The sequence below is a fragment of the Rhizobium vallis genome, from assembly GCF_003985155.1.
Lineage (GTDB): Bacteria > Pseudomonadota > Alphaproteobacteria > Rhizobiales > Rhizobiaceae > Rhizobium > Rhizobium vallis.
Genome location: NZ_ML133688.1, coordinates 600,729 through 621,825 on the forward strand (window position 1 = coordinate 600,729; position 21,097 = coordinate 621,825).

Here is a 21,097-nt window from a genome sequence, read left to right on the forward strand (position 1 = left end):
ATGGCGGACATCCGGATCGAAAATCTCTGCAAGGAATTCGGCAGCTTCGTCGCCGTTCAGGATTCGAGCTTCACCGTCCATGACGGCGAGTTCCTGGCGCTGCTCGGGCCCTCTGGCTGCGGCAAGACGACGACGCTTCGCATGATCGCCGGCCTCGAACTGCCGTCGAGCGGCAAGATCTATCTCGACGGCGAGGACGTCACCTTCAACCGCGCCAGCGCCCGCGACATTGCCTTTGTCTTCCAGCTCTTTGCGCTCTACCCGCATATGAATGTGCGCAAGAACATCGGCTTCCCGCTGCTGTCGCAGGGCATGCCCAAGGCCGAGATCCGTCAGCGCGTCGAAGAGACCGCCCGCCTGCTGCAGATCGATCATATTCTCAACCGCTCGGTCTCCGGCCTTGCCGGCGGCGACCGTCAGCGCGTGGCGCTCGGCCGCGCCATCGTCCGCCGCCCGAAATGCTTCCTGATGGACGAGCCGCTCGGCACGCTCGACGCCGAGTTCCGCGAAATCATGGTCCATGAGCTGCGCGAACTGCACAATCGCATCCATGCCACCACCGTCTACGTCACCCACGACCAGCATGAGGCGATGGCGATGGCCGACAAGATCGCCGTCATGAACCACGGCGTCATCGAGCAGTTCGGCACGCCGCAGGAGATCTATGCCAAGCCGGCGACCATGTATGTCGCCGATTTCATCGGCTCGCCGCCGATGAACTTCATGCGCTTCACCTCGGGCCTGAAGTGTGGCGACACATCCATCCTGCTCGACGGCATCGATGTCGCCGTTCCCGAGATCCATCAGGACATGGCCGAAAGCGAACTGGCGCTTGGTGTCAGGCCCGAGCATATCCGCTTCAGTGACGCCTCGCCCCTTCGTGGCGCGGTCTACGGCAGCGAATATCTCGGCACCAACCAGGTCGTCGCTGTGGAAACCCCGGGCGGCCTGATCAAGGCCCGCGTTCCCGCCAATCGCAGCTTCCGGATCGGCGAAAAGGTCGGCCTCGAATTCAACCCGGCGAAACTCGCGCTCTTCGACTGCACGTCGGGCCGCGCGGTGCCATCCCAGCTCTATCAGGAGACCCGGCATGGCTGATGTCGTCCTCAGAAATCTCAGCAAGCGCTTCGGCGACACCCAGGCTCTTGATGAGCTCGATCTTTTTATCCGCGATGGCGAGTTCGTCGTGCTGCTCGGTCCCACAGGTGCCGGCAAGACCACGACGCTCAGGCTGATCGCCGGGCTGGAGAGGCCCGACAACGGCCGCATCGAGATCGGCGGCCGCAATGTCGCGGCCGAAGCGCCGGCCGGGCGTGACGTCGCCTTCGTCTTCCAGCAATATTCGCTCTATCCGCACATGACTGTTTACGAGAACCTCGCCTTCCCGCTGAAGGCGCCGGTGCGCAAGCTGAGCGCGGAAGAGATCGACCGGCGCGTGCACGAAGTCGCGCGCATGGTCCGCATCGAGCACAAGTTGGAAAACCGCTCGACCAGGCTTTCCGGCGGTGAGATGCAGCGTGTCGCCATCGGTCGGGCGCTGGTGCGCCGGCCAGCGATCTATCTGATGGACGAACCGCTGTCCTCGCTCGACGCCAAGCTGCGCGCCGAACTGCGCCTTGAGCTGAAGCGCATCCAGAAGGAACTCGGCTCGACGCTGCTCTACGTCACCCACGACCAGGTGGAAGCCATGACCATGGCAGATCGCATCGGCATCGTCGCCGAGGGCCGGCTGATGCAGGTGGGAACGCCGCGAGAAATCTACGGCAATCCCGCCAACCTGCATGTCGCCGCCCGCCTCGGCCAGCCGCACATCAACCTCCTGCCGGCGGACCTGCTACCGGGCGGCCGTCCGCCTTCGGGGACCAAAACAGTCGGCGCGCGCACCGAACATCTCGATATCGTCGTCGGCAAGGATGCCAATGCCGAGGTCGACTGGATCGAGCATCTCGGCGACCAGAACCATCTGCATATCAGGGCGGGCAATCACAAGCTCGTCACACTCGCGGATCCATATCTTGCGATCGCGCCGGGCGACCGGATCAGCCTGACGCTGCGCGATCCGCTTTATTTCGATGCGGCTGGACAGCGCCTGTCGTGACCGGCAAACAAAATGATGATGGCATGAAAAACAAACGGACGGGTCTCAATCGATGAAACACTTCTTCAACCGCAGGGAAACCATCGTCACCGAAGCTCTGGACGGCCTGCTTCTGACGACGAGCAGCGGCCGTCTTGCCCGTCTCGACAGCTTTCCCGACATCAAGGTGATCCTGCGCGCGGACTGGGACAAGTCTGAGGTGGCGATCATCTCGGGCGGCGGTGCCGGCCATGAACCGTCCCATGCCGGCTTCGTCGGTAAGGGCATGCTGACGGCAGCCGTCTCCGGCGAGATCTTCGCGTCGCCGAGCGTCGATGCGGTGCTGACGGCGATCCGCGCCGTCACCGGTCCGAAGGGCGCCCTGCTCATCGTCAAGAATTATACCGGCGATCGCCTGAATTTCGGCCTCGCCGCCGAAAAGGCACGCGCCGAGGGTTTCGACGTCGAAATGGTCATCGTCGCCGATGACATCGCCATCCCGGGCATCAACCAGCCGCGCGGCGTCGCCGGCACCCTATTCGTCCACAAGATCGCGGGCTATCACGCCGAAAGGGGCGAGGACCTGAAGACGGTCGCGGCTCATGCCGCGGCGGCGGCCGGCGATATCGTCTCGCTCGGCATGTCGCTCTCCACCTGCAGCGTGCCCGGACAGGCGCATGAGGATCGCCTCGGCGCTGATGAAGGCGAACTCGGCCTCGGCATCCATGGCGAACCCGGCGCCGAGCGCATCGCACTGCAGCCGGTCGCCGATATCGTCGCCACCATGGCGGCGCGCCTGACCCCGGCCTTGCGCGAAGGCGCAAGCCACGCCCTCCTCATCAACAATCTCGGCGCCGTGCCGCCGCTCGAAATGACCGTCATCGCCAAGACAGTGCTGTCCTCGCCGCTTGGCCGCCACGTCAGGCTGATCGTCGGCCCGGCGCCGATGATGACCGCGCTCAACATGAACGGCTTCTCGCTGTCGCTGATCCGGTTGGATGGCGCGCGCGAGGCGGCGCTGACAGCAGCGGTCGAACCGCATGCCTGGATGCCGGCCGCCGAACGCCACGAGATCAGCATCGTCGCGGCACCGAGAACATCAGCCGGCTTGAACGGTTCAGCCGTGGCGGGTGAGAACAGCCGCAACCGTCGCCTCATCACGGCGCTCTGCGAGCATCTGATCTCGCAAGAAAACGAACTCAACCGGCTGGACGGCCGCGTCGGCGATGGCGATACCGGCTCGACGGTGGCCACAGGCGCCCGCAGCGTGCTTGCCCGCTTGGACATGCTGCCGCTCGATAAGCCGGCGGCAACGCTTGCCTCGCTCGGCGATATCCTCGGCACCAGCATGGGCGGATCGAGCGGCGTGCTGCTATCGATCTTCTTCACCGCCGCAGCCAAGGCGATGGCCGATAAAGCCGATATATCAGCGGCTCTCCTTGCCGGGCTCGACAGGATGACGTTCTATGGAGGAGCAGGAGTCGGCGACCGGACGATGGTCGATGCGCTGTCGCCTGCCCTGCAGGCGCTCGCGTCAGGCGATATCGCTGCCGCGGCAAGGGCAGCGGCATCAGGTGCGGAGTCGACGAAGACGATGACGAAGGCGAGAGCCGGACGCGCTTCCTATGTCGGCGAAAGGGACCTAGTGGGTGTCGCCGATCCCGGCGCGGTCGCGGTTGCCGGCGCGTTCGGCGTGGCGGCAAGCCTCGCCTGACCGAGTAAAGTTCGAAAGCCCGCGGGAGACGGGCGACAGGGAGGATGGCAGTGCAGGCGGAACCGGTGCTTGTGGCGGGATTGATCGAGGTGTGCCGCGCGACGATCGCGGAAAACGCCGATCACCTCTGCGCACTCGATCGCGCCATCGGCGATGGCGATCACGGAACCAATATGCGGCGCGGCTGCGAGGCGGTGAGCGCCGAGGGCGAGAGCCTGTCCAGCCTGCCCTTCCCCGACGCCGTGGAAAAGATCGGCCTGACGCTGGTGATGAATGTCGGGGGCGCGGCTGGCCCGCTCTACGGCACGCTGCTGATCGAGATCGGCCGCGAGCTTCGCAAAAGCGAGGAGAAGGCCGATTTTTCCCTCGTGCTGAAACAGGCGATCGACGCAGTGGCAAAACGCGGGCGGTCGCACGCCGGCGACAAGACGCTGCTCGACGTGCTCTATCCCGTCCATGCCGCGCTGGCGAAGCGGTCTCCGCTCGGCGACGTCGCCCGCAAGGCCGAACGTTCGGCTGACAGGACCGCCGCGATGAAGGCGATGCGCGGGCGCGCCGCCTATCTCGGCGACCGCTCGATCGGCCATGTCGATCCCGGCGCGTCGAGCTGCGCGCTGCTGACAACGGCGATCTGCCGCTATCTCGGGGAGCGCCGCCCCCAATGAATGAAAGGACCGGCATGAATGGAAAGACCGCAAACGTGGGTATCGTGATCGTCTCCCACTCGCCACTGGTGGCAAGGGGCATCGCCGACATGGTGCGGCAGATGGTCGGCGATTGCGTGCCGCTCGCCTGGTCGGGCGGCAACGTCCATGGCGAGCTCGGCACCGATGCCGGCGGTATCCTGAAGGCGATCGAGGCCGCCTGGTCCGATGCCGGCGTCGCCGTCTTCGTCGATCTCGGTGGCGCCGAGACCAACAGCGAGATGGCGATCGAAATGCTGGGCCTTCCCCGGTCGGCCCTCGTCTCCATCTGCAACGCCCCGCTCGTCGAAGGCGCTGTCATCGCCGCCGCCGAAGCGTCGGGGGGCGCATCATTGGCCAAGGTCGTCGCCACAGCCGAGGAACTATCCCCCTGATGACGAGCAGATTGCGTATTGAAAAACAGGAGCCTGATCCTTTGCACGTGAATTGCCAGACGGAGGTGGAAGTCAAGCACGGCGTCGGGCTGCATGCCCGCCCCTCCGTCACCTTCACGCGGCTTGCCAAGTCTTTCCCCTGTTCGATCGAGGTCGCCGTCAACGGCAGCGACGTCTGGCTGAACGGCAAGAGCATCATCAAGATCATGGGCGCCAGAATCCGCAAAGGGTCGATCCTCAGAATACGGGCAGACGGCATTCTCGCCGAAGAGGCGATCCGCGCCCTCAAGGAACTCATCGAGCGCAACTTCGATGAGGAAAAGAAACATGGCAGAACCGCTTAGGCTGAAAGCAAAGAGCGCATCCCCGGGCATCGCATCCGGCCCGGCCTTCCTCGCGGAGGAGCCGAAGGCTGCTTCCGCGCCCGGAACCGCCGGCGGCTACGGCGCGCTTGAGAAGGCGATCGATATCTCGATCGGCGAACTCGAGCGCCTCGCCGAGGGCGCCGATGCCGAAAGCCGCGATATCATCGACTTCCAGATCGAGGTGCTCCGCGATCCGACGATCGCGGAAGCAACAGGCGCGCGCATGCAAGCCGACGAGAATGTCGTCTTCGCTTGGGTCGCCACGCTCGACGCCTATGTCGACGAACTCGAAGCGGCCGACGAGGAACAGATGCGGGCGCGAGCCATCGACATTCTCGACATCAAGAACCGCGTGCTCGGCGCGCTCGCCGGCACCCCGGTCGCCGATTTCCCGCCCGGCTCGGTCTTCGTCGGCAAGGACATGGAGCCGAGCCGCTTCCTCGCTCATGACTGGTCGAAGGGCGGCGGTATCGCGCTGTTTGCGGGCAGCACCGCCGGCCACGTCGCTCTGCTCGCCCGGGCGAAATCCGTGCCGATGGTGGTCGCCACAGGCCGTTTTTCAGCCACTGACGGCGATCCCGTCGGCGTCGACGGCGACGCCGGCGCCGTCATCCTCAAGGCGGGTGGCATGCTGATCCCGCCGCCAGCACCAGCTGGCGACATCAAGACTGAAAGCGGCGAGTTGCGCACGGCGGACGGCGTACCGATCCTGATCTCCATCAACATCAACGATGCCGCCGAGATCGATGAGCTCGATCCGGCAACGGCGGGCGTCGGCCTGATGCGCTCGGAATTTTCAGTCACCTCGATCGCCGACGCCGCCAATGAGGAACGGCAGCTGGCGATCTATCGCCGCGTGCTGGAGCAGGCGGGCGATAAGCCGGTGATCATAAGAATGCTGGATATCGGCGGCGACAAGCCGCTCGCCGGCCTCGAAGACCTGCCGGCCCTCGAACCTGGCCTGCGCGGCATCCGGCTGCTGCTTGCCCGGCCGGAAATCGCCCGCGTTCAGGCCCGCGCCCTGTTGCGCGCCGCCGTTTTCGGCAAGCTCTCGGTGATGCTGCCGATGGTGACCTTTCCCGACGAGGTCGACAGGATGCGCGAACTGTTCCGCGAAGAGGCCGAAAAGCTCGGCCGCCGCGCCTTGCAGCACCGCATGCCGCCGATCGGCATGATGGTGGAAGTGCCATCTGCCGCATTGATGCTCGATACCTTCGGATCGGCGGCCTTCTTCTCCTTCGGCACCAACGACCTCACGCAATATCTTGCCGCCTCCACCCGTGACGGCAACGAGGCCGATGCCGGCAAGGCAGCACCCGCCGTGCTCCGGCTGATTGAGCAGGCGGTAAAACTTGCCGGCGGCAAACCGGTCAGCATCTGCGGCGACATGGCCGGCGATCCCCGCTATCTCCCGGGGCTGCTTGCCGCCGGCCTCCGGCATTTTTCCGTGGCGCCGGCCCGCCGTCCCGCGATAAGATCGGCGATGGTCGGCCTCAACGCCGATGGCACAAGGGCAGCCGGAGAGTAGGATGGCGCGCGAAGACACCGAAGACGCCATAATCGCCTACAAGTCCATTCTGGCGCAGATCATCGACAATAGGCCGTCCGGCACGCGCCAGCGTCTGGCGACGGCGCTCGGCAAGCACCGCAGCTTCGTCACCCAGATCACCAGTCCGACCTATGCGACGCCGCTGCCGGCGCGCCATCTAGCGACGATCGTGCGCGTCTGCCATTTTAGCGCCACTGAGGAGGAACGCTTTCTCGAAGCCTATCAGGCCGCCCATCCCGGCAAGCTGCCGGATCTCGGCCATTCCGAGAAATTGCGGCACCTGTCGCTGATGGTGCCCGACTTCGGCGACGACCGGAAAAACCGCCTCCTGGAAGAGGCGATCTCCGATCTGGTGCAGAAGATCGTCGCGATATCAGGGGCAAGCGAGCAGTGAAGAGTGAGCGGGCTGACGTAACGTAATGTTTTTGGCCTTGGGAGGGGCTTGATGAAGAAGTTCATGAACACCGCGGAAACCATGGTCGCCGAAAGCGTCGAAGGCTTTGTGCGCGCCCATGAGGCCTTCGTGGTGTTCGGGGCCGAGCGCAAATGCATCCGCCGCCGCCATCTGACATCAGGCAAGGTGGCGCTGATATCAGGCGGCGGCGCCGGCCACGAGCCGATGCATATCGGCTTCGTCGGACAGGGCATGCTCGATGCCGCCTGCGTCGGCCATATCTTCACCTCGCCGACGCCGAGCCAGATCATGGCCGCCATCGAGGAGGCCGATACCGGCGCCGGCTGCCTGCTCGTGGTCAAGAATTATGATGGCGACCTGATGAATTTCGAAATGGCGATCGAGATGGCCGGTGACCGCCACAGCCTCGACATGATCGTCGTCAGCGACGATATCGAGACGTCGAGAACAGGCGAAGGCCGCGGCCGGCGCGGTGTCGCTGGAACACTGATCATCGAAAAGATCCTGGGTGCCGCGGCCGAACGCGGCATGCCGCTCGCCGAATTGAAGCAGCTTGGCGAGGGGCTGAACACCCGCATCCGCTCGATGGGGGTCGCGCTGAACGGCGTGACGGTGCCGCAGACCGAGCGCACGACGTTTGCGCTCGGACCCGACGAGATGGAAATGGGCGTCGGAATCCATGGCGAGCCCGGTCATGCCAGGCAGCCCTTCGCCGCTGCCGACGCCATCATCATGCGTCTCTGCGAGACCATCATCGCCGACATCGCAGTGACGCCGGGCGCCCGGGCGCTGCTCTTCGTCAACGGCCTCGGCGGCACGCCGCCCGCCGAACTCTACCTCGCATATAGCGGCGCCCGCCGTTTCATCGAGGGGAAAGCCATCCCGATCGAGCGCTCTCTTGTCGGAACCTATGTCACCTCGCTCGACATGCAGGGACTGTCCATCACCCTCGCCTTGCTGACCGACGAGGAGATCACGCTCTGGGACGCGCCGGTAGCGACGGCCGCTTTGCGCTGGCCGTGACCGCCTTCTCACATCAAATATAGAGCGGCGCCATCTTGCGCCAGGCGCCGGGGCGGTGGGCGCGGCCGTCCCAGACATGCAGCTGGTGGCGAATATTCTTTTCGCCGAGCAGCCGGCTGAGATAGCGGTTGTTGTCGAGGAAAGGGTCGGCATCACCGATGGTCAGGACGATCTCGCGCTCGCGCAGGCTGTCGACACGCCAGTCGGAGCCGAGACCGGGCAGGAAATGCGTCGGCGTGTGGAAATAGACGCTGTCGTCGTAATAGCCGTCAAACAGGTCGCCGAAGGATTCCACCTTCATCGTCAGGTCGTAGCGGCCGGAAAAGGCGACGAGCTTGCGGAAGAGATGCGGATGGCGAAAGAACAGGCTTGCCGCCTGGAAGGCGCCGAGGCTGCAGCCATGCACCATGGTGCAATCATGCGGGTTCTTCGCCGCCATCAAAGGCAGCACTTCGTGGAGGATATAATCCTCGAGGGCCGCATGCCGGCGGATGCGCTCGGCAGGATGATGGTGGAAACCGTAGAAACTGTCGGCGGCCAGGCCTTCGATGCAATAGAGCTGGATGTGACCGGCCTGCAGTTTGTCGCTAAGGCTCGCGACCAGGCCGAGCTGTTCATATTCGAAAAAGCGCCCTTCCCGCGTCGGAAAGACCAGAACCTTGGCGCCGGCATGGCCGAACACCAGCAACTCCATGTCTCGATGCAGCCGCTGGCTATACCAGCTCAGATATTCGCGGTTCATGACACCCTGAAGAACTGTCCGATCTTGTCGCGGAGAACCGCCTCTTGCTCAGCACTTCCAGGGTAATCGAAATGACCGGCATCCAGGATGAAGATTTCATTATATTTCCGTATCGCATTTGCGACAGCGAACTGGCAGGGCGGCGCCACCGAAGGATCGAACAGCGCAACCGCCGTCAGCATCGGCACATCGATCCGCGTCGCCGCGGTCGCCGCATCGTAGAAGCGCAGCGTCTCCAGCACGTTTCCATGTTTCGCCTGATATTCCTGCACGGCTTGCGCGCTGCCGACGGTCGGCAACTTCAGCCTGAGCGGCTGGTGGCCGAAGCTCGGCAGCGCCAGATGGCCGCGATCGATGCGCGGGTCGTAAGCGATCGCCATCGCCCCGACGCCGCCGCCGAAGCTGATGCCGCTATAGCCGATATGGCCTGAGAGCCAGGGATAGAGCGCGACAAGCGTCGAAACGGCGAGCCAGATATCCTCGACGCAGCCGCCGATGATATAGGAGCCGGGCTTGTCGATATCGTGCAGCACATGCCAGGACGGATTCTCTGAGATCGGCGGATGTCTGCTCAGCGATAGCCCCCGGCAGCACGGAAAAAGCACTGCCGTTTCCTCGACTGGCAGATTGAAGTCAGGCTGATCCCGCCCGCCATACCCATGCCCGACGACGAGCCCTCGCTTCACTTGCCCCTCGCGCGGCAGCAGCAGCCAGCCCCCGATCTTGAACGCACCGGTCGAGAGATAGACGAGGTCGAGCACATGCCAGTCGGGATGGTTGAGTTTGCTGAGCGAGATCACCGGCCGCGGATCAACCGCCAGCGCCTTCAGATACCGCGCCTCCCAGAACGCATCGAAGCCCGCCGGCTCTTCCGGCGGTTCGATCGCCAGAAGCTCTTCGAGCCGCATGCCGTAGGTCGGGTCGAAGTTGAAAGGATGTGTCTTGGGAATGCTCATCCAAAGCTTGTCCCGTGAAAACGCCCGCGACGCAAGGTTCTGCCTGCGTCGGCGGCGAGACCGTGCCTTCAGCAGCTCATCCTGCCGCACCAGCCACCCCACCCTCTGTCCTGCTCGGGCTCGACCCGAGCATCCACGCGGCCATGGTCGGCAGTCCGTCATGAAAGCAAGCCGGCGAAGTTCATCGCCGCGTCGCCGTCCCCCGGGGTCAGTCCGTATTCTGCCCCGCCGCCTCCAGGATCAGCCGGGTGATCTCGTCGGGATGGGAGATCAGCGAGAGGTGGCTGGCCTTCACCTCGATGGTTTTTGCGCCCATGCGCTTGGCCATGAAGCGTTCGAGATCGGGATCGATCGTCCGATCTTCGGTCGAAACGGCATACCAGCTCGGCTTGGAGCGCCAGGCGGCCTGCGTCGTCTTGCCTGATAGCAGCGCCTTCTGGAACGGCTGCTGGACGGCGTAGAGCACCTTGGCTTTGGCTTCCGGCAGGTCGCCGGCGAAATCTCTGAGGAAAGCGGCTTCGCTCAAGCGTCCCTCATCGCCGTCGAAGACGATGCCGGCAGAGGCCGGCGGTGTGGGATAAGTCTTGGCGAGCGCGGTATAATCCTCGCCCGCATCCGGCGCCCGCGCCGCGACATAGACGAGCGCCGAAACATTAGGATGCACGCCGGCCTCGGTGACGAGCATTCCGGAAAAGGAATGCCCGACCAGCACGGTCGGTCCGTCCTGACGGTCAAGCACGCGCGTAACGGCAGCAACGGCCTCCGGCAGCGTCGTCAGCGGGTTCTGCACTGCAGTCGCGTTGAGCCCTGCCGCCTGCAGACGCGTGATCACCTCGCTCCAGCAGGAGCCGTCGGCAAACAGCCCGTGCGCCAGCACGATATTGCGTGCCTTAACGGGTGCTGATGTCGCGGCCATGCCGCGGCTGGAGAGAAGAGTGGCGGCCGCGCCGGCAACGAGGGCGGCCGAGAAAGCCCGTCTGTTCATCATCATGATCTGGTTTCCTCACGTGTTGAGAGACTATTGAGAGGTCGAAAGCATGGGCCCGGGAAAATCGGCTTGATCGATGACATCATCTCGGAACCGCCCATCTCCGGCGCGAGTTTGCGGCTCCTTACGGCACGGGGCAACGGTATTTATAGGCGATCAAAGTGGTCATCAGATCGTCGCCGCTGGCGTCGCGTATGCCGGGATTTTCTTCCAGGAATGTACACAGCGTATTGCCGATCGCCGCCGCGGTGGTTCCAATCGGGACGCACAGGTTTACGCCGATGGAATTGCCAAAATAAGCCGAGTTCACCATCGCCTTCGGCCTGGGCACCGCTTCGTTGAAAATACGCCGGGCAAGATAGTCGTCCCGGTTCCATTTATCCAACCAACCGGCAACGTAGCCGACAACCAATTGCCGGGAGCCGCTGCAATCAGAATATAGCAGGTCACCACTCGAAAATCCGGCGGGAACCTTTGCTGAAACCGTTGCCAACAAGGTAGCGATAAGAATGCCCGACATCACACCTCCCAAGCTCTCGATGAGGCGGAGCTTTGATCGGGAAAGTGTCGGAAATGAGCTTCAAAAGTGTCATCTTTTCTGCTGCATTCAAAAGTAGCAATTGGCGGCCGCCGGCGCTTCTGGGAGGCCCATCAGTCGGCTGGATTGGATCGGCTGCGGCTTACTCTATCCGCTCGTGGGTGGCGCAAAAATTCGGTGAAGCGTCGCGCGTCCGATTGGACACGCCGCACCTTCCTTCACGCAGAAATCGACGTCTAAAGCTTGCGATTTAATCGGATGCGATATATATAAGTATCAGCATCCAACAAGCCGCACAGGATAGAACCATGTCCGCGTCCAAGACCGCAAAAGCAACCGACATGCCCGCGTCAGCCTCCCCGCAGACCGGCAAGGACGACAGGAAGCTTTCGAACTTCCTGTGCTTCGCCGTCTATTCCGCCAATCTCGCCTTCGGCCGCGCCTATAAGCCGATCCTGGACGAGCTTGGCCTGACCTACACGCAATATATCGCGCTGGTCGCCCTCTCCGAAGAAGAGAACCAGACGGTCAGCATGCTGGGGGAAAAGCTGTTCCTCGAATCCAATACGCTGACGCCGATCCTCAAGAAGCTGGAATCGGCAGGCTATCTCACGCGCCATCGCGATCCCGCTGATGAACGGCAGGTCCGCGTCAGCCTGACGCCGGCCGGGCGCGATCTCCTCCTCGAGGTCGATCCCGACGGCACGCTGATTGCCGCCAGCGGCCTCGGCGATGATTTCCCCGTCGTGCAGCAGTCGGTGACGAGGCTGCGCGACAACCTGCTGCGGGCGCAGGCCGAACCGGGGAAATCCTGATCGCTGCGGCTGTCACGCGTTGGTGACATGCCTGCGGCGACGCATTTTCTTCCACAGCGAGGAGACCACATGCCCGAGATCGCGATGGGTGCGTTGAGCCGCAACGGAATGCTTCTTCTCGCAAGGCGAAGTTCAGAGCGCCGGATCTATCCGGATTGCTGGAGTCTCCCCGGCGGCCATATCGAGGATGGCGAAGACGCCGAGGCGGCGATGCGCCGGGAATTGATGGAGGAAATCAGCGTCGCGCCCGAGCGCTGGCAGCTTGCGGCAAAGTTCGTATCGCAAGCTCCGCCCGAGGCATCCGCCACCTTTCACGTCTATCACGTCGATCAATGGCAGGGATTGCCGCAGCTCGTCGGCGACGAACATACCGAACTCAGATGGTTCAGTGCCGCCGATATCGAACAGGAAACCGAGCTGGCGCCGCCCCAGCTCGGTGAAATACTCGCCAGCCTAGTACTGCAAGAAAGCGGCAGAGACTAAAAGCACGGCGCGCTTCCTGACCTACTCGCGCAGCGACCGGAACGCCGTCCGAAGCTCGGCAGTGAAAGCCGCCGGCTGTTCCCAGGCGGCGAAGTGGCCGCCCTTTTCCAGCCTGTTGTAATGAATGAGCTTCGGATAGGCCTTCTCCGCCCAGCTCTGCGGCGCCTGGTAGATCTCATCGGGAAAAGCACTGACGGCGACCGGGATCTTGATGCCCCTGGGGTCGAAGAATCCGCCGCTCGGATGGTGCGCGTTTTCCCAATAGAGGCGCGCCGAGGAAATTGCGGTATTCGTCAGCCAGTAGAGCGTGACGTTGTCGAGGATATCGTCCTTCGTCAGCCCCTCGGCCTCGCCGTCGAACACACGCGCAATCATCCGGTAGCTGCGGATGTCGTGATCGAGCATCCATGCGGCGAGCCCGACGGGCGAGTCGACGATCGCGTAGAGCGTCTGCGGCCGGTTGTTCATCTCGATGGCATAACCCAGCCCGTTCTTGTAAAAGTCGTCGAGCTGATCCCAGGCGCGCCGTTCGTCCGGCGACAGGTCGGCGGGCGGCGGGCCGCCGCCGGCGAGAGCCTTGGCGATGTCGGCCGGAACCGTGGCGGCCATATTGGTGTGGATGCCGAGCAAACCCGGAGGTTGCTGCACCGCCATCAGTTCGGTAACCGCATTGCCCCAGTCGCCGCCCTGCGCCACGAACTTCGTGTAGCCGAGACGTTGCATCAGCGCCGCCCAGGCGTGCGCGATGCGAGGCGGGTTCCAGCTCCCCGACCCCGTCGGTTTCCCGGAAAAGCCGTAACCCGGCAAAGACGGGATCACGACATCAAAGGCGTCCTCTTCGCTCCCGCCATGCGCTGTCGGATCGGTGAGCGGTTCGATGATCTTCAGCTGCTCGATGATCGAGCCAGGCCATCCATGCGTGACGATAATTGGCAAGGCATTTTTATGTTTGGAGCGGACGTGAATGAAATGAATGTCAAGCCCGTCGATCTCGGTGATGAACTGCGGGAACGTGTTGAGCCGCGCTTCCATCTTGCGCCAGTCGTAATCCGTCGCCCAATGGTTCGCGAGCTTCTGGATCGTCGAAAGCTGCACGCCCTGCCCGTCGCCCGCGACCGTCTCCTTGTCGGGCCAGCGGGTCGCGGCAACGCGCCGTTTGAGATCATCGAGCTGATCCTGAGGGAAGCTGACGCTGAACGGGCTGATCACCTCGCCGTTCGCCCGCGCGCCGGACACGCCGGCGATGAGGCTGATGGCTCCGGCGGCGGCCGTGGCCGCAAGCAGCTCGCGCCGCGTCGGCGAAAATGAAGATGTGGGGGACATGACGCTCTCCTATCGTTCGATCTGCGTGGATGGGATACGAGGATCGACTGGCCGACCTCGTTTGTAACAGCAGGTCATTCGCGTCTGCCCGGGACTATGCGCCCGGGCATTCCGGGGGTCAATTGACCCGCTGAGGCTATGCTTCTGCTGCCTTGACTGCTCTTTCAGGCTGGCGCGACGACCCTGTTGCAAGCGCGCCCTCCTCCATCATCTCGGCGGCTTTCGCGTAGCCGCCGCCCATTCCGTCGAGAAAATGCAGGTGCGAATCCGGCCGGCCCGACGGCACCAGGCAGGTCATCAGCGCATGCGACTGGCGGTGCAGGCCGAAATCGATCTCGCCGCGCGCTCTTGCCGCGATGAGGATGGCTTCGACGCTGCCGATCTCTTCCGGCGCGCAATCCAGCGTCAGGCGCAGACCGTCGTCGAACTTGCGGAAATCCGAATGGGAGGCGACTTCCGCCCAGCCTTCCGCACTGACCTGCTTCGCACTGTCCCTCGGGATAGCATTATCCCGCGAAAGCGGATGTGACCGGCGCGACCCGGCATCGAAAACCTGAAGCACGCGCCTGGCGAGCGCCGCGAAAACCTCGGGGCTGGTATCGTCCCGGGGTTCGACCAGCAGCGAGAGGATCTCGCCCCGCCGGCTGGCGAACGGCGCCCAATCGCAGCTGAGGCCCGTCAGGTCGGGCTTCGTCGCATAGCGGCCGGGCTTGACCAGATAGCGGCCGTTCTTGATCTGCTGTTCCGCCCATTTGAGCCCGCCGCCGGCAAACATCGCAAAGGTCGCGTTCTCGGAAGCGGCATAGCGGGCGATCTTCACGTCGCGCCCGCCGGCGCGGATCTCGCGCACAGTCAGCAGCCCGACACGAAGGTCGAGATCAAGATCGCTTCTGGCAAAACCAGCAACCTGCCGCAATGCCGATGTCGCGGCCATCAACCCGTGCGGCGGCAGGGCAAAGGCCGCGCCGTCTCCGCGAAACACGAAGGGAAAGTCGAACGAGCCCCAGGCATTGCCGAGTGCCGCGATGATCGAGGCGCCGGCATAGTTGACGTCCTCATAGCGCCCTGCCCCGATCGCCGCAGTCGAGCTGACGACATCGGTGATGCCGATCAACCAATCGTCGGGCAGCGGTTCGTAGACATCGGGATCGAGCAGAAGCGAAAACTCGTCATAGGCCGGGTGCGGCTCTGCGTGGCTGCTGGTCATGGCATGTTCTCCGGATCGGCAGGGTTTGCGATGCCTGCTCAGGAACGGATCTGCCGGCCGATCGGCAGATCCCCGCTTCGAAGATGACGGCGACGAGGCCGGCCCTTCCGTTCAGACAAGCCTGGTCTCGACGTCGATATTGCCGCGCGTCGCCTTGGAATAAGGGCAGATGCCATGGGCTGCGTGGATCAGTTCCTCGGCGACGTCGCGCTCGATGCCGGCCAGGCTGACATTGAGGCGGGCGCGCAGGAAGAAGGAGCCGTTGTCGGCGTGGAGAGTGATTTCGGCGTCGACCTCGGGACCGGCCGGCAGCGCGATCTTGCGCTGCGAGGCCGCAAGTTCGATAGCGCCGATATAGCAGGCCGACCAAGCGGCGCCGAACAGGTTTTCGGCAGCCGGATGCGGCTGCGGCAGCTTGATGTCGAGCGTGCCGTCGCTGCTGCGGGCGTAGCCTTCGCGGCCGCCGACGATATGGGTCTTGCCAGTGAAAAGAAGCTTCTCGGTCATGGTGGTATCCTTTTGGTTTGATTTACAGCGCATCCGATCTAATCGGATGCGTGTTAAATATTCCCGATCGAACTCGATGTCAACACCATTCGATTTAATCGGATACGATTTATCTTGGTTCAAGCCTGACGGCTTGCCAGGCGCCCGTCATGCCGGCCGCCCGGCTGTGCATCACAGGCTTGCAGCCGGCGCAGGACGGGCGGCGCGCGTGCCGAGAAGAACCAGCGGAACCGCGATTACATAGATGACGACGACGGAGAGCCAGATGGCGCCCGGCCATGCCTTCTGGACGGTGAGATAGAATGTCGAGAAGGCCAGCGGGCCGATGATCGAAGCCAGGCTGACGGCCGATGTCAGCACGCCCTGGAGCTGGCCCTGACGGGCGGGATCGACCTGCCGGCTGGCGAACGCCTGGAACGCCGGCGTGCCGATGCCGCCGAGCGCGAAGACCGGCATGATCGCGAACACGATCCAGCCCTGGCTGGCAAAGGCCATGGCGAGGAGAGCGAGACAGGCGCAGACGATGCCGACGATAACGGCGCCGCGTTCACCGAGCCGTTTGCTGGCCGGGCCGGGCAAGAGCGCCTGCACCACGGTCTGGCAGATGCCGAAAGCGCCGAGCGAAAGGCCAATCCAGAGGCCGTTCCAGTGGAACGTGTCGAAACCCCACAAGGCCCAGCACGTGCCATAGGCCTCGCCGGTGGCGCTCAGGATGAAGAACACCAGGATGACGGGCAGAAGCCCCTTCATCGACAGGACCCAGCTGAGCGGCCGCAGCGGATTGAGCGCCGCAAGGTCGATCTTCTCGCGTGCCGGCGTGCGTGACTCCGGCAGAACGAAATAGGCCAGCAGCATATTGCAGGCATTGAGCGCGGCAGCGGCGATGAAAGGGAGCCGCAGCCACTGATCGCCGAGCAACCCGCCGAGCGCCGGGCCGATGATGAAGCCGATGCCGAACGTCGCGTTGAACAGGCCGAAACGACGGGCTCGCCTATCCTCGGCGGAAATGTCGGTGATGTAGGCCATCGCCACCGAGACATTGGCGCTGGTCAGGCCCGCGATGGCGCGGCCGAGCAGCAGCATCCAAAGCTCCGGCGCAAAGGCCATGACGAGATAGTTGATCGCCGCCCCGGCAAGCGAAATCAACAGCACCGGACGCCGGCCGAGATTGTCGCTCAAAGCGCCGAGCACCGGCGCGAAGATGAACTGCATCAGCGCGTAGAGCGCCGTCATGATCCCGATATAGGGAGCGATATTCCCGGCATGGGTCACCTCCTCAAGAAGCCGCGGGAGAATGGGAAAAATGAGCCCTATGCCTGCGGCGTCGAGGCCAATTGCAGTGAAGATAACGATGAGAGGTTTGTTCATGAGCGCGTCCTCCGGCTCTGGCGCTCTTGCGCCTGTTTATACCGAGTTTAAATATGTACTGAGTACAGTCATATTCCGACGCGAGAGGAAGTCAATGTTAAATGTGTACTGAGTACAAAATTCCTGCTATCGATTCCGCCATGTCCACGCCATCAGACCTCAGAACCCGCAAGCGCCTCGCAACGCGACGCGCCATCACCCTGGCCGCCGACCGCCTCTTCCGCGAGCGGGGCTTCGAGCATGTGACGGTCGATGAGATTGCCACTGCTGCCGATGTCGGGCGGATGACGGTGTTCAACCACTTCCCGCGCAAGGAGGACATGTTCTTCGACCGCGATGAGGAAGGCCGCGAGATCCTGCGCGAAGCCTTGCGGCAGCGAGAACCCGGCGTCTCGCCGATCGAGACCCTGCGCCGGCTCGCCCATCGGCTCGTCGCCGAGCAAGCGCCCTTCGTTCAATTTACCGCCGGGAGCGAGGGTTTCGTCGAAACGGTCGAACGCAGCGAAACGCTCAAGGCGCGGGCGAGAGCCATCCGGGACGAGCTGGCGGAAATGGTGGCGGCGGCGCTGGCGGAAGGTGCAGGAAAAGACGTTGACGACCCAGCGGCCCATCTGGCCGCCGGCCTGCTGCTCGCGACATGGACCGTCGCCTTCATCCAGGCACACCGGATCTTCCGACGCGGCCGGGATGCCGAGGAGGCGAAAGCCGCCTTTCTCGCCATCGTCGACCAGGGCACCATCGGCCTCAAAGCCGCGATGGCAGGCACGCCTTACGCTTGACTAATTGCCGCCTAGCGCATCGGCCCGAAAATCGGAATCGATTTTCGGAAAGCACGATGCGAGGATTGAGAGAGTTAGAGCGTCCTTTGTGCGTCCGACAGGACGCACGGCGCTCTAAAACCGCGGTCGGCCGTCATCGAACAGGGTGGCAAGCCACTGGTAATATCGCGGCTGCTTCTCCCGCAATTGGCTGCGCGAATAAGGCGGCCGGTCGATATCGCCATAGAGATAGACGCTTGCCGTGACCGCGAAGAATTCCCGGTCATTGCTCATCATGTAGGAATCATCAGGCCAGAGCCCGCGGCCGTTGCTGAAGAATTGTCTGACATCGCCATTGCCGAAGCCGCCGGGGAGCATCCGGTCGTTATAGGCATGCAGCAACTCATGCAGGATGATCGGCTTGTCGCGATCGAGGCCCCTGACGCGGAGGTCGACGCCGGTCTTGCTGCTGTAATGGCCGGGACCGAAGGCCGCCGCAGCGGGGTTGGTCCAGATCGGAACCGTCCGCATGAAGGTAAGGACGTCGGGCTTCAGATTGACACGCTCGACGATGTCGAGCTGCCTTTTGACGGCCGCGACCATCTCCTTGTCAGTCTCCGCGCCCCTGGCATTGCTGAGATCGACCTGCCACCCGTGATAGCTGAAAACCAATGGATCAGCGCTCGCCACGCCTGCCGTTGCAATCGTCATGGCGATGGCGGCGCAAAGCGCCAGAATTGCCGAAATCCTTCGCACCGGCCCCCTCCATTGAATGACGCCGCCGCAACCGTGGCGGCGTCCTGTTTGCCCGGATTCCGGAATGACCGCGGGCACTTGCGCCAGCTCGGGATCGACGGCTTAACCGTCGTAATGACCCGACAGGGCTGCCTCCGCCGACTTCACGACGACGGCAACATTCACTCCCTTCGTCACGACTGCGCCGCTGGCGCGAAGATCGGCCACCGTCTGAAGGCCACCGGACTTCGGAGCCGCAAGAGGCTGAACCGTTCTGTTGTCCAGATCGGCCACCCAAAGATCATCTTCACCTTCAATACTAATAACGACAACTCTCGACATGCTCTTCCCTCTCTACTGATTGATATTAGAAACCTGCTCTTTTCAAACCTTCGCGATAGAGATCTCTATGCCATTGCTCTTTACTTGGAACGGCGGAGAGCCACTTATCCACATCGAAGTCTGGATTACCCTCACGGAACCGGCGCACGAACACGCGCGCCTTGTCCTGACGGCCCAACATGGCCCAACTTGCAGCCGAGAGCCGATCTGCCAGGCTGGGATCGGCCATCTGGCCGATGTAATCAATAGCGGATTCAAATTCGCCAAGGGCGTAGTTCGCCCCCGCCGCCGTCCAGAAATATGTGTCCGGGCCGAGGGGGTTCAGCTCGATCGCGCGTTCGATTTTTCGAAGCGCCATGGCCGGCAGCGAGCAATGAACCAGGGTGTCGGCATAGTCGGCGATCACATCGGCATAGTGCGGAGCAAGGCTCTCCGCCACTTCCATCGCCTCGGCGCTCTCATCGAACGCACCTTGCAAGAGCTTGGCGACGCCGAATTCGCGATAGCCGTCGGCAAAGTCCGAACGCTTCTCGGTCGCGCGTTTCGCCGAGCTTTCCGCAGTTTTCAAGAGCTCGATATCACCGCGAGCAGTCAGCAGCCACTCCTTGGAATAGGTTCGCGCGACTGAGCTCAGCGCCGGCGCGAAATCCGGGCTGACGCTGAGCGCGGCCTTCATTTCGTTGCGCGCCCGTCTGAGGTTCGGCAGGGTCAGCCGCGCCAGATGCCGCCTTCCGACGAGATAGCGATGGTAAGCGATTGGATTCAGGTCTTCGCGCAGTGCTTCATGGCGCTCGATCTCGCTCGATACCGATAGCGCGATCCGCCGCGCGACGGCTCGTCTGTCCTTCACGAGCTCCATGTGATCGAGGCTGAATCTTTCCGCCCAGACGATCTGGTTCTGGTCGAAGAAGATCAGCTGAGCAAACAGGGTCACCTCGTCGCCGGCGCTGCTGATCCGGGTGTCGAGAATGTAGTTGACGCGATGGCGTTCGAAAAACGCCTTCTGCTTCTCCGTGTGATGTCCGATCTGGACTGCGGAATACGGCGCTATGACCTGCAAGCTATTGAAGGCGCAAAACCCGATGGTGATGTCTTCCACCAGAGACGCGGCGAGAAACCCGGCCTCGGGCCGGACCGACTGGTTCCTCGGAGGAAGCAGCACCAGACGAGGGATTTCGAGCCGGATCGTCTCGGACTCGAGGGAAAGAGTGGCTTCTATCCCTTCCCGCGGCGGTGGAGAGACGACACCGGCCGATATCCCGTCACGACCAGCGGAGCCATCGCGGATGGCGATTCCCCGCAGTATCGAATCCTGCCGCTTTTCATGATGATTCCGAAGGAACTCGACCTCTTCTTCCGCCTGGAAAATAGGGATGAGCATTTGCAGCGTGTCCGGATCCTTCGGTTCGGCTCGAAAAAGGATCACTGCCGCCTTTCTCAGGAGCTCGGTTTCCTTCCGTGACCGCGCCAGACCGGATGCCGCCTTCAACGCGTTGCCGAGAATCTCGATATGGCTGCTTTCCCGCTCCGCCAGCCAGCGCAGGAATTCGCGGCTATGGCAGTTGACCGGCCCGAGAAAGGGCTGGTTCATCAGCTTCACAACATGCTCCAGCCAGAGGAACGGCTCAGCATCCTCAGCTTTTGCAGGCAGCAAAAGATCGGAAGACAGGAATTCCCGGTTCAGCGAAACCAGGTTGCCCTGCGACGAGAGCATGTTTATCCCGAGCTCGGTTTGACGGGCATTGATTCTCGAAATCACCTTGCGCAGCGTGGATAGCGCAACGCCCTTGTCAGCCTCGCCCCAGAGGAAACGAGCCAATGTCGATCGGTCCGCCGAACCCTGGTCGGTCGTGAACAGATAGGCGAGAAGCAGCAGCCCCTTCTCGGGGAACGCGACAATGGTTCCCTCTCGATCGACGAGCTGCAAGCTACCGAACGTCTTTAGAATAAAAGTCATTTGCCTTTAAGTCACCGCGTCCCGCCGGATAAGAGCGACATGCGAATATCCGCGACGATAGGAGTCGTTAGACCTATCTCTGGCAGGCACTTTGTCCTAACATTCCGTGAAATTCAACAAGCTCGCGCGCTGCAAAATTGCGCGCCTATGGATCGTC

Annotated in this window: 23 protein-coding genes; 12 read left to right on the forward strand and 11 right to left on the reverse strand. The window is 62.9% G+C overall.

All coding sequences use genetic code 11. The annotated features are described in order from the left end of the window. The 9 genes from EFQ99_RS12900 to EFQ99_RS12940 are packed head-to-tail and all read left to right on the forward strand — an operon-like array spanning nt 1 to nt 8,221. Entirely contained in the window at nt 1-1,098 is a 1,098-nt protein-coding gene (locus tag EFQ99_RS12900; RefSeq protein WP_126921410.1) for an ABC transporter ATP-binding protein, read from the forward strand. Next, nucleotides 1,091-2,098 (forward strand): ABC transporter ATP-binding protein, encoded by a 1,008-nt coding sequence (locus EFQ99_RS12905; protein ID WP_126921411.1) that lies wholly within the window; start codon nt 1,091-1,093, stop codon nt 2,096-2,098. The genes EFQ99_RS12900 and EFQ99_RS12905 overlap by 8 nt, the downstream gene beginning before the upstream one ends. 52 nt (nt 2,099-2,150) lie before the next feature. Beyond that, complete coding sequence (locus EFQ99_RS12910; RefSeq protein WP_126921412.1) at nt 2,151-3,791, forward strand: dihydroxyacetone kinase subunit DhaK; 1,641 nt, start codon at nt 2,151-2,153, stop codon at nt 3,789-3,791. A 44-nt stretch (nt 3,792-3,835) separates the two neighbouring features. Beyond that, nucleotides 3,836-4,456 (forward strand): dihydroxyacetone kinase subunit DhaL, encoded by a 621-nt coding sequence (gene dhaL / locus EFQ99_RS12915; protein WP_126921413.1) that lies wholly within the window; start codon nt 3,836-3,838, stop codon nt 4,454-4,456. 14 nt (nt 4,457-4,470) lie between these two features. Next, entirely contained in the window at nt 4,471-4,869 is a 399-nt protein-coding gene (gene dhaM / locus EFQ99_RS12920) for a dihydroxyacetone kinase phosphoryl donor subunit DhaM (RefSeq protein ID WP_037175071.1), read from the forward strand. Then, on the forward strand, nt 4,869-5,213 hold the full coding sequence (locus EFQ99_RS12925) for an HPr family phosphocarrier protein (RefSeq protein ID WP_097600011.1): 345 nt from the start codon (nt 4,869-4,871) through the stop codon (nt 5,211-5,213). The genes dhaM and EFQ99_RS12925 overlap by 1 nt, the downstream gene beginning before the upstream one ends. Beyond that, nucleotides 5,197-6,762, forward strand: coding sequence for a putative PEP-binding protein (locus EFQ99_RS12930; RefSeq protein ID WP_126921414.1), 1,566 nt, complete (start codon nt 5,197-5,199; stop codon nt 6,760-6,762). Before EFQ99_RS12925 ends, EFQ99_RS12930 begins: the two co-directional genes overlap by 17 nt. 1 nt (nt 6,763) lies before the next feature. Next, entirely contained in the window at nt 6,764-7,177 is a 414-nt protein-coding gene (locus EFQ99_RS12935; RefSeq protein ID WP_097600013.1) for a hypothetical protein, read from the forward strand. 51 nt (nt 7,178-7,228) lie between these two features. Further along, nucleotides 7,229-8,221 carry a dihydroxyacetone kinase subunit DhaK gene (locus EFQ99_RS12940; protein WP_126921415.1) on the forward strand — a complete coding sequence of 331 codons (993 nt, stop codon included), beginning with the start codon at nt 7,229-7,231 and terminating at the stop codon, nt 8,219-8,221. A gap of 13 nt (nt 8,222-8,234) precedes the next feature. Here the strand turns inward: EFQ99_RS12940 and EFQ99_RS12945 are convergent, their stop codons facing one another. From EFQ99_RS12945 to EFQ99_RS12960, 4 genes are all read right to left on the reverse strand, one after another. Further along, on the reverse strand, nt 8,235-8,963 hold the full coding sequence (locus tag EFQ99_RS12945; RefSeq protein WP_126921416.1) for an esterase family protein: 729 nt from the start codon (nt 8,961-8,963) through the stop codon (nt 8,235-8,237). Then, nucleotides 8,960-9,919, reverse strand: coding sequence for an acetylxylan esterase (locus EFQ99_RS12950; RefSeq protein WP_126921417.1), 960 nt, complete (start codon nt 9,917-9,919; stop codon nt 8,960-8,962). Before EFQ99_RS12950 ends, EFQ99_RS12945 begins: the two co-directional genes overlap by 4 nt. Before the next feature lie 208 nt (nt 9,920-10,127). Further along, the gene (locus EFQ99_RS12955; protein WP_126921418.1) at nt 10,128-10,910 is read right to left on the reverse strand and encodes an alpha/beta fold hydrolase; all 783 of its coding nucleotides are present in this window, start codon (nt 10,908-10,910) and stop codon (nt 10,128-10,130) included. Between the two features lie 121 nt (nt 10,911-11,031). Further along, nucleotides 11,032-11,427: a hypothetical protein gene (locus EFQ99_RS12960; RefSeq protein ID WP_126921419.1), complete on the reverse strand. Its 396-nt coding sequence runs from the start codon at nt 11,425-11,427 to the stop codon at nt 11,032-11,034. Between the two features lie 326 nt (nt 11,428-11,753). Here EFQ99_RS12960 and EFQ99_RS12965 point away from each other — a divergent pair, with 326 nt between their 5' ends. Both EFQ99_RS12965 and EFQ99_RS12970 read left to right on the forward strand, forming a co-directional pair. Continuing rightward, entirely contained in the window at nt 11,754-12,260 is a 507-nt protein-coding gene (locus tag EFQ99_RS12965; protein ID WP_126921420.1) for a MarR family winged helix-turn-helix transcriptional regulator, read from the forward strand. Nucleotides 12,261-12,329: 69 nt separating this feature from the next. Beyond that, nucleotides 12,330-12,743 (forward strand): NUDIX hydrolase, encoded by a 414-nt coding sequence (locus EFQ99_RS12970; RefSeq protein ID WP_126921421.1) that lies wholly within the window; start codon nt 12,330-12,332, stop codon nt 12,741-12,743. Between the two features lie 21 nt (nt 12,744-12,764). Here EFQ99_RS12970 and EFQ99_RS12975 read toward each other — a convergent pair whose 3' ends face one another. The 4 genes from EFQ99_RS12975 to EFQ99_RS12990 all read right to left on the reverse strand — a co-directional run bounded on the left by EFQ99_RS12975 (nt 12,765) and on the right by EFQ99_RS12990 (nt 17,148). Beyond that, the gene (locus EFQ99_RS12975) at nt 12,765-14,066 is read right to left on the reverse strand and encodes an epoxide hydrolase family protein (protein WP_126921422.1); all 1,302 of its coding nucleotides are present in this window, start codon (nt 14,064-14,066) and stop codon (nt 12,765-12,767) included. A 136-nt stretch (nt 14,067-14,202) separates the two neighbouring features. Continuing rightward, nucleotides 14,203-15,273, reverse strand: coding sequence for a DUF3095 family protein (locus EFQ99_RS12980; RefSeq protein WP_126921423.1), 1,071 nt, complete (start codon nt 15,271-15,273; stop codon nt 14,203-14,205). A 111-nt stretch (nt 15,274-15,384) separates the two neighbouring features. After that, nucleotides 15,385-15,780 carry an Ohr family peroxiredoxin gene (locus EFQ99_RS12985; protein WP_126921424.1) on the reverse strand — a complete coding sequence of 132 codons (396 nt, stop codon included), beginning with the start codon at nt 15,778-15,780 and terminating at the stop codon, nt 15,385-15,387. A 171-nt stretch (nt 15,781-15,951) separates the two neighbouring features. Then, the gene (locus EFQ99_RS12990) at nt 15,952-17,148 is read right to left on the reverse strand and encodes a TCR/Tet family MFS transporter (RefSeq protein WP_126921425.1); all 1,197 of its coding nucleotides are present in this window, start codon (nt 17,146-17,148) and stop codon (nt 15,952-15,954) included. Between the two features lie 140 nt (nt 17,149-17,288). Between EFQ99_RS12990 and EFQ99_RS12995 the strand changes: the two genes are divergently transcribed. Next, a complete protein-coding gene (locus EFQ99_RS12995) occupies nt 17,289-17,927 on the forward strand; it encodes a TetR/AcrR family transcriptional regulator (protein ID WP_126921426.1) in 639 nt (212 codons plus the stop codon). A 114-nt stretch (nt 17,928-18,041) separates the two neighbouring features. Here EFQ99_RS12995 and EFQ99_RS13000 read toward each other — a convergent pair whose 3' ends face one another. From EFQ99_RS13000 to EFQ99_RS13010, 3 genes are all read right to left on the reverse strand, one after another. Continuing rightward, nucleotides 18,042-18,662, reverse strand: coding sequence for a hypothetical protein (locus tag EFQ99_RS13000; RefSeq protein ID WP_126921427.1), 621 nt, complete (start codon nt 18,660-18,662; stop codon nt 18,042-18,044). 102 nt (nt 18,663-18,764) lie between these two features. Further along, nucleotides 18,765-18,983 carry a hypothetical protein gene (locus tag EFQ99_RS13005; protein ID WP_126921428.1) on the reverse strand — a complete coding sequence of 73 codons (219 nt, stop codon included), beginning with the start codon at nt 18,981-18,983 and terminating at the stop codon, nt 18,765-18,767. A gap of 25 nt (nt 18,984-19,008) precedes the next feature. Further along, nucleotides 19,009-20,940, reverse strand: coding sequence for a hypothetical protein (locus tag EFQ99_RS13010; RefSeq protein WP_126921429.1), 1,932 nt, complete (start codon nt 20,938-20,940; stop codon nt 19,009-19,011). Nucleotides 20,941-21,097: the final 157 nt, after the last annotated feature.